At 61.3% G+C, this 11,600-nt stretch carries 8 protein-coding genes; 4 read left to right on the plus strand and 4 right to left on the minus strand.

Features of this window, described 5'->3' with window-relative positions:
* Positions 1–111 precede the first annotated feature (111 nt).
* The 4 genes from ACIGHL_RS07275 to ACIGHL_RS07290 all read right to left on the minus strand — a co-directional run bounded on the left by ACIGHL_RS07275 (position 112) and on the right by ACIGHL_RS07290 (position 7,281).
* The gene (locus ACIGHL_RS07275; protein ID WP_128121277.1) at positions 112–1,515 is read right to left on the minus strand and encodes an efflux transporter outer membrane subunit; all 1,404 of its coding nucleotides are present in this window, start codon (positions 1,513–1,515) and stop codon (positions 112–114) included.
* A complete protein-coding gene (locus ACIGHL_RS07280) occupies positions 1,512–4,682 on the minus strand; it encodes an efflux RND transporter permease subunit (RefSeq protein WP_216706837.1) in 3,171 nt (1,056 codons plus the stop codon). Before ACIGHL_RS07280 ends, ACIGHL_RS07275 begins: the two co-directional genes overlap by 4 nt.
* A 103-nt stretch (positions 4,683–4,785) precedes the next feature.
* Positions 4,786–6,015, minus strand: a complete 1,230-nt coding sequence (gene mexE, locus ACIGHL_RS07285; protein ID WP_128121276.1) for a multidrug efflux RND transporter periplasmic adaptor subunit MexE — start codon at positions 6,013–6,015, stop codon at positions 4,786–4,788.
* A gap of 348 nt (positions 6,016–6,363) precedes the next feature.
* Entirely contained in the window at positions 6,364–7,281 is a 918-nt protein-coding gene (locus ACIGHL_RS07290; protein WP_045427440.1) for a LysR family transcriptional regulator, read from the minus strand.
* 269 nt (positions 7,282–7,550) lie between these two features.
* On the opposite strand from ACIGHL_RS07290, the gene ACIGHL_RS07295 reads away from it, so the two are divergent.
* From ACIGHL_RS07295 to ligD, 4 genes are all read left to right on the plus strand, one after another.
* Entirely contained in the window at positions 7,551–8,567 is a 1,017-nt protein-coding gene (locus ACIGHL_RS07295) for a zinc-dependent alcohol dehydrogenase family protein (protein WP_128121275.1), read from the plus strand.
* 108 nt (positions 8,568–8,675) lie between these two features.
* Entirely contained in the window at positions 8,676–9,533 is an 858-nt protein-coding gene (locus ACIGHL_RS07300; RefSeq protein WP_128121274.1) for an SDR family oxidoreductase, read from the plus strand.
* A gap of 30 nt (positions 9,534–9,563) precedes the next feature.
* Positions 9,564–10,577 (plus strand): non-homologous end joining protein Ku, encoded by a 1,014-nt coding sequence (ku, locus tag ACIGHL_RS07305; protein WP_128121273.1) that lies wholly within the window; start codon positions 9,564–9,566, stop codon positions 10,575–10,577.
* Between the two features lie 18 nt (positions 10,578–10,595).
* Complete coding sequence (gene ligD / locus ACIGHL_RS07310) at positions 10,596–11,516, plus strand: non-homologous end-joining DNA ligase (protein ID WP_128121272.1); 921 nt, start codon at positions 10,596–10,598, stop codon at positions 11,514–11,516.
* The last annotated feature ends 84 nt before the right edge of the window (positions 11,517–11,600 follow it).

Raw genomic sequence — 11,600 nt, forward strand, 5'->3', positions numbered from 1 at the left:
CTCATAGAATTCATAATTGAGGCAGCGGGAGTTGCAACAGGTCACACTTTCACCGCCGATAGGGACAGCTCTGCGCTGCTAGGCTGCAGAGCAGCGCAGAGCCGTTGCCGATCAGCCGTTGGCCAGCTGCCAACCGCCGCCGAGTGCCTTGTAAAGGCCTACGACGCCACGATAGACCTCAACTTCAGCCTGAGCCTGGGCATCCTCTGCAGCCAGGCGCTCACGCTCGGCATCCAGTAGCACCAGAAAATCCACTGTGCCTTCCCGATAGCGGATCGCTGCTTGCTCCGCTGCAGCGCGACTGGCGCCGGACTGGCGCAACAGGGCGAGCAGCCGCTCCTGAGCTCTCGCATAGTCACTGAAGGCGTTCTCCGATTCCTCCAACGCCAGCAGAACCTGCTGCTCGTAGCTGGCTAACGCACCCTCGGCGTCCGCTTTCGCACCGCGCAATCTGGCGCGAACGCTGCCCATGTCGAATGCTGCCCAGGTGATGCTCGGTGCAACGCCCCAAGCCTGAGCCGCGCTCGAACCGATCTGCGAACCGCGCCCCGCAATAAAGCCCAGGAAACCACTCAAGCTTACCCGCGGAAACAGATCAGCCGTCGCTACGCCCACGTTGGCAGTCGCCGCTGCCAGCTGCCGTTCGGCCGCGAGAATGTCCGGTCGGCGACGCAGCAACTCGGTGGGATCACCGATCGGCAGCGCCTTTGCGATGGCAGGCAACTCACGCGGCGTGAGGTCGATACTCAGCCTATCGGCGCGCTGACCGAGCAGGGTTGCGATGCGATTGGTCGCACGGCTCTGCTGCGCCTGCAGTTGCGGCAAGCTGGCCTCGGTTGCCGCCAGCCGTGCATCGGCGCGCAGTACGTCAAGTTCGCTACCTACGCCAGCGTCGCGCAGCTGTTCGGTCAGGCGATGCGAGTTGCGCTGATTCTCAAGGTTTTCCCGGGCGATGCGTTCACGCAACTGCGCGCCGCGCAGCTGGCCGTAGGCATCGACCAGTTCGGCGATCAGGCTGACCTGTAGCTGGTAGAGCTCCGCTTCCGCAGCTTCACTCTGCGCCTCGCTGGCTTCGATGCGTCGCTGCACCCGGCCGAACAGGTCGAGTTCCCAGGCCATGTCCAGACCCAGGTCGTAGCGCTCGATGCTGCTGCGCTCCTCGCCGAAGCCAGGCTGCTGAGCCTCGCCATATTCGGCGCTAGCTCCAGCAGTGACGGTAGGGAAGCGATCGTTGGCCGCATCATCACGAATCGAACGAGCGGCGCGGAGGCGGGCGAAGGCGATGCGCAGTTCGCGGTTCTCGGCCAACGCTTCACCCACCAGTGCGTCGAGCGTCGGATCATCGAACTGGCGCCACCAGGCTGCCTGGAATCGTGACTGATCGAAGCCAGCCGCCGCAGCACGCTCAATCTGTGCGGGCGCAACCTCCGGGGCGCGGTAATCCGGCCCCACTGCGCAGGCGCTCAGGGCGAGAACAGCCGCAAGCAGTAACGGAGTGGAAATGACAGCCTTCATGCGTGCGACTCCTTCAGTACCGCTTTTTTCTCTGCGCGCCGTTCAACGTAGGCGCGTATGACCAGGTAGAACACCGGCGTCAGCAACAGGCCGAAGAAGGTCACCCCGAGCATGCCGCTGAACACCGCAACGCCCATGGCGTGACGCATCTCAGCACCAGCGCCGGAGGAGAGCACCAACGGCACCACACCCATGATGAACGCGAAGCTGGTCATCAGAATCGGGCGCAGTCGCAGGCGGCAGGCCTCGAGCACAGCGGATAGACGGTCCATGCCTTCTTCCTGTTTGTCCTTGGCGAACTCGACGATAAGAATCGCGTTCTTGCATGCCAGGCCAACGAGGACGATCAGGCCGATCTGGGTAAACACGTTGTTGTCGCCGCCAGAGAGGATCACCCCGGTGATGGCCGAGAGCAGCGTCATCGGTACGATCAGAATCACCGCCAGTGGCAGGCTCCAGCTTTCGTACTGCGCCGCCAATACCAGGAAGGCCAGCAGCACGCAGAGCGGGAAGACGAACATCGCGGTGTTACCAGCCAGGATCTGCTGATAGGTCAGCTCGGTCCATTCGAAGCTCATGCCGTTCGGTAGCTCAGCTTGCAGCAGCCGCTCCATCGCCGCTTCGGCCTGACCGGAGCTGTAGCCGGGGGCGGCCGCACCGTTGATTTCAGCGGTCAGGAAGCCGTTGTAGTGCATCACGCGATCCGGGCCGGAACTGTCACTGACCTTGACGAAGGTCGACAGGGGCACCATCTCGCCACGGTTGTTGCGCACCTTCAGCTGACCGATCTGGTCGCGCGTCAGGCGAAACTTCTGCTCAGCCTGGACGTTGACCTGATAGGTGCGGCCAAAGCGGTTGAAGTCGTTGGCATACAGCGAGCCGAGGTAGACCTGCATGGTGTCGAAGATCTGATCGATAGCCACGCCGTGAGTCTTGGCTTTTTCCCGGTCGATGTCGGCATCGATCTGCGGCACGTTTACCTGGTAACTGGTGAATAGCCCGGCCAGCTCGGGATAGTCCGCGCTCTTGGCGATGACGTTCTGCACCTGCTTGTACAGTTCTTCGTAGCCGAGGTTGCCGCGGTCCTGCACCTGCACGCGGAAGCCGCCGATGGTGCCCAGCCCTTGTACGGGTGGCGGTGGGAAGATCGCGAGGTAGGCTTCCTGAATACCGGAAAACTGACCGTTCAACTCGCCCGCGATAGCACCAGCGGACATGTTTTCTTCTTTGCGCTGGTCGAAGTCCTTCAGCGCAACGAAAACGATGCCGCTGTTCGGGCTGTTGGTGAACCCATTGATCGACAGACCAGGGAAAGCGATGGTGTTCTCTACGCCGGGGTGCTTGCCTGCGATCTCGGACATCTGCTTGATGACGTCTTCGGTGCGATCCAACGTGGCGGCATCCGGCAGTTGAGCGAAGGCCACCAGATACTGCTTGTCCTGCGGCGGCACGAAACCGGTCGGAGTGCTGGCGAATCCCAGGTATCCGAGACCGACCAGGCCGACATACACCACCAGGGCGATGCCGCTGCCGCGCAGGATGCGTTTAACCGCACCGACGTAGCCGTGACTCGCGCGCTCGAAAACGCGGTTGAACGGCGCGAACAGCCAGCCACCGAACAATTTGTCCAGCAACCGCGAGAAACCGTCTTTCGGCGCGTCATGGCTGCGCAGCAATGCGGCCGCCAAGGCTGGAGATAGGGTCAGCGAGTTGAAGGCGGAAATGACCGTCGAAATGGCAATAGTCAACGCGAACTGCTGATAGAACTGCCCGGTGAGGCCGGAAATAAACGCGGTCGGGATAAACACGGCGCAAAGCACGAGCGCGGTGGCGATGATTGGGCCGGTCACTTCCTTCATCGCTTGCTTGGTGGCTTCGACCGGGGACTTGCCGAGGCCGATATTCCGCTCTACGTTTTCCACCACGACGATGGCGTCATCCACCACGATGCCGATCGCCAACACCAAGCCAAACAGCGACAGCGCATTGAGCGAGAAGCCCAGCATGTGCATCACCGCGAATGTGCCGATCAGCGACACCGGTACGGCGGCCAGCGGAATGATCGAAGCGCGCCAGGTCTGCAAGAACAGAATCACGACCAGCACCACCAGCACAATGGCCTCGAGGAGGGTATGCACCACCGCCTCGATGGAGCCGCGCACGAAGATGGTCGGGTCGTAGACGATTTCGTAGTCCACGCCTTCGGGGAAATCCTTCTTCAGTTCGGCCATGCGAGCACGTACCGAATCGGAGATTTCAATTGCGTTCGAGCCAGGGCGCTGAAACACCGGAATGGCCACGGCAGGCTGGTTGTTGAGCAGAGAGCGCAGCGCGTACTGGCTGGAACCCAGTTCGATACGTGCGATGTCCCGCAGGCGAGTGATCGAGCCGTCTTCGCCGGCACGAATGATGATGTTCTCGAACTCTTCTTCGCTAACCAGTCGGCCTTGGGTATTGATCGATAACTGGAAGTCCGTCGCGCCCGGTGCGGGTGGTGCACCCAGCGAACCCGCCGCAACCTGGCGGTTCTGCTCGCGGATTGCATTGACCACGTCAGTTGCGGTGAGGTTGCGCGAGGCCACCTTGTTTGGATCTAGCCAGACGCGCAGCGAGTAATCGCCCATGCCGAACAACTGCACATCGCCAATCCCGTCCAGCCGCGCCAGCTCGTCCTTGACGTTGAGCGCCGCATAGTTGGACAGATAGAGCATGTCGTAGCGTTCGTCCGGCGATGTCAGGTGCACAACCATGGTCAGGTCCGGCGAGGCCTTGTCCACCGTGACACCGAGGCGCTGCACTTCGGTCGGCAACGTTGGCTGGGTGCGCGTAACCCGGTTCTGCACCTGCACCTGGGCGTTGTCCAGATCGGTTCCCAGCGCAAACGTAATGGTCAGGGTCAGCTTGCCATCGGCGGTCGCCTGGGACGACATGTAGAGCATACCCTCGACGCCGGTGATGGCCTGCTCCAGTGGCGACGCGACGGTTTCGCCGATGACTTTGGGGTTCGCACCTGGGAAGCTGGCGCGGACCACCACCGTCGGCGGCACCACCTCGGGATATTCGCTGATCGGCAATTGGAACAGCGAGATGGCACCACCGATCAGGATGATCAGCGACAGCACCGCCGCAAAGATTGGCCGCTGGATGAAGAACTGAGAGAAATTCATGACGCACTCCGGGGGAGAGGGTGCGCATGACGCACCCTGGCGGAATCAGTTTTAAAGGGGTGGCGCCTCGGCGCCGGTCAGCGGGTCAGCGGAACGCTGATCATCAACTGTTCGGTCCGCGCGCCAGCGTGCGGTCGACCACCTGCGGCTTCATCGCGGCGGAGATTGCACGGTTCTGTTCTTTCAGCGCGGCGAGGGTGTCAGCGTCGGCCATTGGCACATTCTGGGGCTGCACGGCGTTGCCCGGACGAACGCGCTGCAGGCCGTTCACGACGATGGTTTCACCTTCCTTCAGACCGTCGCGCACGATGCGCAGGCCCTCAAGCTTCGGACCGAGCTCGATGGAGCGATAATTGACGGTATCGTCCTCCCCGAGGACCAGGACGAACTTCTTGCCCAGATCGGTTCCGACCGCGACATCCTTGATCAGGACGGCGTCGTAGGTGGCGCTGCCGACCAGCTTCAGGCGCGCATAAAGCCCTGGCGTGAAGCTGCCGTCACGGTTGTCGAACACGGCGCGACCGCGAATGGTGCCAGTGCGGGGATCAACCTGGTTGTCGATGAAGTCCATGTGCCCCAGATGCGGGTGGCCTTCTTCGCTGGATAGCCCGAGGTACACAGGGGTTTCCTCGCCACGTTCACCGTCACGGGCCAGTTCGCGGTATTTCAGGTAGGTGCGTTCGTCTGCCTCGAAGTAGGCATAGACCTTGTCGGTCGAGACCAGCGTCGTCAGTAAGGCTTCGCCAGCATTAACCAGGTTGCCCGCGGTGATCAGCGCACGACCTGCGCGGCCATCGATGGGGGCAGTGACGCGGGTGAAACCGAGATCCAGCTTGGCTGCATCGAGCTGAGCCTGGATGGCTGCGACTGCGGACTTCGCTTCGCTGGCAGCGCTGGCTCGCGCATCAGCCAGTTCAGCTGAAATAGCGTTATTGGCGCGCAGTCGCTCACCGCGTTCGGCCTCGTTTGCGGTCCGGCGCTCAGTGGCACGAGCTTGTTGCAACTCGGCCTGCAAGCGTTTGACCTGGGCTTCGAACGGGCGCGGATCGATCTGGAACAGCAGATCACCTTTCTTCACCAGTGAGCCTTCTTCGAATGCGACCTTGTCGATGAAGCCCGACACGCGTGGACGAATATCGACCGACTCGGGCGCTTCCAGGCGGCCCGTGAGCTCGTCCCACTCCGTGACCTGCTGTTCGATGACGGTCGCAACGCTTACGGCTGGCGCGGGCATTGCCGCTTCGGTGGCCTCAGGTGCCTGCCCGCAAGCGCCGATGAGGGCAGCGGCAATCGCAACCAGTGGGTAACGCAAGGCTATGAGTGGACGTTCCATGCTTGACTCCGCAGCTCGGGTTTTTATCGATGGCGGGAGTGTGCGGGGCGGCTTCGTGAAGCAGAAATCGAACTGGGCGAATGTAAATATCATCCGCGCTGATGTTGCGGGGTGTTTCATCAAGTGAACAAGGGATTGTCGGGGCATTGGTGCCGACCTCGACTGACGTGGTTTCGGCCGGGCTGGTGGGCTGAAGCCCACCCTACAACGAGGATGTGCAAGCACTGATAACAGGTGGGTTTCAGCCCCCAATGGAAGATCGAATGCAAAGCAATCAGCAGGTAGGGTGGGCTTCAGCCCACCACATCAAGCGGTGTGCTAGCGCAGTGCAGGCGAACCAATGGCGGTTTAAAGACTGTCCGGGTCGCCTACGAACATCTGGATCCGCGAACGCAGCCAGCGCTCGGCCGGGTCGTTGTCCTGGGCGCCGCGCCAGGCCATGGATAGTTCGAAATCCTGGCTTGTGTCGAATGGCAGCGGCTCGGCACGCACACCCCCGTTAGCGGCAAGGGCTGCCGCGGCGTAGTCCGGCACCGTCGCCACCAAGTCAGTCCCCGCCAGCAGACTGGCCAGCCCGTTGAACTGCGGTACGGCGAGCACGACCTTGCGTTTGCAGCCGTGGAGCGCCAGTTCGTCATCGATGTAGCCATTCAAATCGCCGGCAAAGGAAACCATGGCATGTGGCCGCGAGCAGTAGTCCTCCATCGTCATGCGGCCGGGGATGCTGTCTGCGCGGAGCAGCATCGGTTTTGGCCTGCGCAAGATTTTGCGCTTGGCGTTGGCCGGCAGTTCCTCGGTGTAGCAGACACCCACCGAGATCTCGCCAGACGCAAGCAGGCCCGGCATCAGCAGATAGTTGGCGCGCCGTACCACCAGCACCACGTCGGGCGCCTCGGCGCGCACACGCCTGAGCAACTGGGGCAGCAGGGCAAACTCGACCTCATCAGTCAGACCGATACGAAACACCAGCTCGCTGGTGGCCGGATCGAACGTGGAGGCGCGGCTGACAGCCGTGGAGATCGAGTCCAGCGCCGGCGACAGCAGACCGGCGATCTCCTGCGCGCGCGCAGTCGGCTCCATGCTGCGGCCGGTGCGTACGAACAACGGGTCGTCGAACAGCGTGCGCAGGCGCGCCAGTGCAGCACTGATCGCCGGCTGGCCGAGAAAGAGTTTCTCCGCGGCACGGGTCACGCTGCGCTCGTGCATCAGCGTTTCGAAGACGATCAACAGGTTCAGGTCTACGCGGCGAAGGTCGTTGCGATTCATGCCTTTCACTTCAAGCTGTGGTCAGACATAAGGCGCGGCTGACCGAAATGAGGGTTGCGTCTGCATTCTAGACAGATCGGAGTGACGTCGGCATGTCCATTCCCGCTTTGCAATGACACAAACCTGCAGCAGTGGGAGTGGCCTTACATACAGCACATCATCATTCCCGCGCATGGCGACTATCGAGCGGAATGCAGGGATCGCTGCTGGAGTTGTGCCAATACTGCAGATAAAGTCACAGACACAGTAGTAATCGAGGGGTCTTTTTCATGTCCCGCATCATCCGTTTCCACCAGTTCGGGCCCGCGGACGTATTGCGCTACGAACAGCGAGAAGTCCCTCGGCCGGGGCCTGGCGAAGTGCTTGTCGGCGTCAAGGCGATCGGCGTCAGCTGGAATGACGTGCTCTGGCGGCAGGATCTGGCGCCGCGTCACGCCAAGCTCCCAGCCGGGCTCGGCAGCGAGATCGCTGGCGAAGTGCTTGCGGTGGGCGAGGACGTGGACGGCTTCGCGATTGGCGACCGTGTCGCCAGTTTCCCTGCGCATGATCTCAACCAGTACCCGCTCTACGGCGAGCAGGTGCTGCTGCCGCAGGCGTCCTTGGTCCACCATCCGGAGATGCTCAGCGCCGCCGAGGCGTGTGTGCATTACACGCCGGCGCTGGTCTCGTATTTCGCTCTGGTCGAGCTGGCTCAGCTCGAGCCCGGACAATACGTGCTGGTGACCGAAGCGCGGCATTGCACCGGTCCTTCGGCCGTGCAAATGGCGAAAGCGCTTGGCGGACGGGTAATCGCCACCTGTGACACGGCAGAGGATCGTGACTTCCTGCGCGAGCTGGGGGCCGAGACCGTCATCGTTACCGAAGAGGAGGATCTCGTCGGCCGGCTGCAAAAGATCACCGGCGGAGCAGGCGTCGAAGTTGTGCTCGATGGTTGCGGTGGCTCGCAGATGAAGCTGCTTGGTGACGTTATCGCACCGCGTGGCAAGCTGATTCTTTATGGGCTCAATGGTGGCAACGAAACTGCGTTTCCAGCCTGCGCGGCGTTCAAGAAGAACTTCAAGTTCTTCCTGCATTGCCTGTGCGATTTCACCGGGCAACCCGAGCTGGGAATCGAGCAAAACCGCGAGGCGGTCGAGAATGCCTTGCTGCACATCAACCAGCTCACAGCCGACCGCCTGATCACGCCGCAGGTCGACAAGGTCTTCGGCTTCGACGAGGTAGTGGCAGCCCACGAATACGTCGAAAGCGGTGTCCCGCGCGGCCGGGTCGTACTGCGCGTCGATTGATTCTTCGAGGCCTCTGCATTGGGGCATCTCATCGCTTCATAGAAACTTTTCCCGCCCGCGCCAAGTCCTCCGAATACAGGTATTGATCCCTTGACGGAGGATTTTGGCATGCCCGACGAAAACCAGACGCTCCCGCCGCAGCAACAGGCTGAACCGGGTAAAGAAAGCGAGATGACCCCGAGGCCCGAGTACCGTGGCGAGGACTACAAAGCGGCGGGCAAGCTCCAAGGCAAGGTTGCAATCATCACTGGCGGCGACAGCGGCATCGGCCGCTCGGTCGCGGTGCTGTTCGCGCGTGAAGGTGCCGATGTAGCGATTCTCTATCTGGATCAGCACCAGGACGCAGAGGAAACCAAGCGCGCAGTGGAAGAGCAGGGGCGCAAATGTTTGACTTTCGCCGGCGACGTGGCCGACCGCGACTTGTGCCATAAGGTGATCGACGAAACGGTGAGTGCCTTCGGCAAGCTCGACATTCTGGTCAATAACGCCGCTGAGCAGCATCCCCAGGAAAAGCTCGAAGACATCAGCGAAGAGCAGTGGGAGAAGACCTTCCGCACCAACATTTTCGGCATGTTCCAGATGACCAAGGCTGCACTGCCGAACCTGAAAAAAGGCGCCTCGATCATCAACACCACGTCGGTGACGGCCTACAAAGGCAGCCCACAGCTGCTGGACTACTCATCCACCAAGGGCGCCATTACGGCCTTTACCCGCTCGCTGTCGATGAATATCGCCGACCGAGGTATTCGCGTGAATGGCGTAGCACCCGGGCCGATCTGGACGCCGCTGATTCCGTCGACCTTCGACGAAGACAAGGTCGAAAAATTCGGCGCCAACGTGCCCATGGAGCGTCCCGGCCAGCCCGACGAAGTCGCGCCGGCATACGTGTATTTGGCCAGCAGCGACGCTTCCTATGTCAGCGGTCAGGTGATCCATGTGAACGGCGGCACCGTGGTCAACGGCTGACCGAACGACTGTCGACAGGAGGGAAGGCTTATGCCCCGTACGATCTGGAAAGGCGCCGTCAGTTTCGGCCTGGTTCATATCCCCGTCGCCTTGGTGCCTGCGACCACGCGCTCGGGTATAGATTTTGACTGGCTGGACAAACGCAGCATGGACCGAGTGGGCTACAAGCGCATCAACAAGACCACCGGCGAGGACATCGAGAGCGAGAACATCGTCAAAGGCGTGGAATACGAAAAAGGTAACTACGTCGTTATCAGCGATGACGAGATCAAGGCCGCTCACCCAGAAGCCACGCAGACGGTAGACATCGTTGCCTTTGTCGACGCCAAGGACATTTCCTTCCTGTACATCGCTACACCCTACTACCTCACCCCGGATCGGCGGGGTGAGAAGGTTTACGCGCTGCTGCGCGAAACCCTGACTCAGACTGGCAAGGTCGGCATCGCCAACGTGGTGCTGCGCAACAAGCAGCATCTGGCCGTGGTGATGCCGCTGGGCAAAGCACTGGTGATGAATACGCTGCGCTGGGCCGATGAGGTCAGGGGCGTGGAGTACCTTGAAATGAAGGACGAGGCGCTTAATGCCGACCTCAACCCGAAGGAACTCGACATGGCCAAGCGACTGGTCGAGGACATGAGTGAGGACTGGAACCCCGAGCAATACAAGGACACCTTCCAAGACCAGATCATGGATCTAGTGGAGACCAAGGCTCGCGAAGGCAAACTCGAAGCTGTGGGTGGGCCCGAAGAAGCGGTGGATCGTCGCAGCGCCGATGTCATCGACCTGACCGAACTGCTTAAACGTAGCCTGGCCGGCAAATCATCCGCCAAGAAAGCTGCCCCGACTGAAGACGTGGACGACGACGAAGACAGCGAAGAGGCATCGTCTGCCAAGCGGACCACGAGCAAAACTACAGCCAGCAAATCGAAGGCCCCGGCCAAGTCTGCAGCCAGTAAATCCTCTACCAGCAAAACCTCGACGGCCCGCAAGACCAGCACCAGTAAGCCGGCTGCCAGCAAGTCCAACAGCAAGAAAGCGAGCTGACGCTCATGAGGAGCGTGCATGGCTGAAAAAACTGCCAAAAATCGCCCCGATGTGGGCGGTATCGGCATCAGTAATCCGCAACGTGTCATCGATCCGGCAAGCGGTGCCACCAAGCTGCAGCTCGCTGAATACTATCTGGCGGTGGGCGAATGGCTCGTACCTCATCTGGCCAAGCGTCCGCTGTCCATTGTCCGGGCGCCGGATGGAGTCAGCGGTGACAGCTTCTTCCAGCGCCACTGCGGGCGGCTGAAAATGCCGCACATGCGCGTGCTGGATAAGTCCCTCGATCCGGAGCATGCGCGCCTGATCCAGGCGGACAATATCAGCGCGGTCGTCGAGGCGGTGCAGATGGGCACCGTCGAGTTTCATACCTGGAATGCACGCAGCGACCGCATCGACAAGCCGGATCGGGTGGTCTTCGATCTGGATCCTGACCCGGAGCTGCCGTGGTCAAGCATGGTCGAGGCGACGAACATGACCCTTAAACTGCTTGATCAACTCGGGCTCAAGGCCTTCATCAAAACCAGCGGTGGGCGCGGCATGCATGTCGTGGTGCCGATCGATCGTCGTCAGAGTTGGGATTGCGCCAACGAATTCGCCCGTATGGTCACGGTTCGCCTGGCCAAAGAGTCACCTGAGCAGATCGTCGCCAAGATGGGGCCGAAGAATCGGGTCGGCAAGATCTTCGTCGACTACCTGCGCAACCAGCGAGGCGCTAGCACGGTTGCTGCTTTTTCCGCACGAGCACGCCCAGGGCTGCCCGTCTCGGTACCCATCACACGGGAGGAGCTGGATCAGATAAGCGGCGCCGATCAGTGGAACATCCTCAATCTCCATGAACGCCTCAAGAGGCTGAAGCTCGATCCCTGGGCCGACTACGGCTCGACCCGTCAGAGCCTTTCAGCGCAGCTGTTGAAGGATCTCGCTGCGCGTCAATGACGCGACGGGTGACCTGTCTGTGGCCGGTTTACTGGACTAGCCTCGTACTGGCGTAGCGAATACGCCGCCCCGTCTGTCCCGCCG

The organism is Pseudomonas sp. NPDC077451 (assembly GCF_044543345.1).
GTDB lineage: Bacteria > Pseudomonadota > Gammaproteobacteria > Pseudomonadales > Pseudomonadaceae > Stutzerimonas.

Excerpts from the sequence above, each read along its gene's own strand:
- ACIGHL_RS07280 (WP_216706837.1), bottom strand. The coding sequence starts at position 4,682 with ATGAATTTCTCTCAGTTCTTCATCCAGCGGCCAATCTTTGCGGCGGTG.
- ku (WP_128121273.1), top strand. The coding sequence starts at position 9,564 with ATGCCCCGTACGATCTGGAAAGGCGCCGTCAGTTTCGGCCTGGTTCAT.
- ACIGHL_RS07295 (WP_128121275.1), top strand. The coding sequence starts at position 7,551 with ATGTCCCGCATCATCCGTTTCCACCAGTTCGGGCCCGCGGACGTATTG.
- ACIGHL_RS07290 (WP_045427440.1), bottom strand. The coding sequence starts at position 7,281 with ATGAATCGCAACGACCTTCGCCGCGTAGACCTGAACCTGTTGATCGTC.
- ligD (WP_128121272.1), top strand. The coding sequence starts at position 10,596 with ATGGCTGAAAAAACTGCCAAAAATCGCCCCGATGTGGGCGGTATCGGC.
- ACIGHL_RS07275 (WP_128121277.1), bottom strand. The coding sequence starts at position 1,515 with ATGAAGGCTGTCATTTCCACTCCGTTACTGCTTGCGGCTGTTCTCGCC.
- mexE (WP_128121276.1), bottom strand. The coding sequence starts at position 6,015 with ATGGAACGTCCACTCATAGCCTTGCGTTACCCACTGGTTGCGATTGCC.
- ACIGHL_RS07300 (WP_128121274.1), top strand. The coding sequence starts at position 8,676 with ATGCCCGACGAAAACCAGACGCTCCCGCCGCAGCAACAGGCTGAACCG.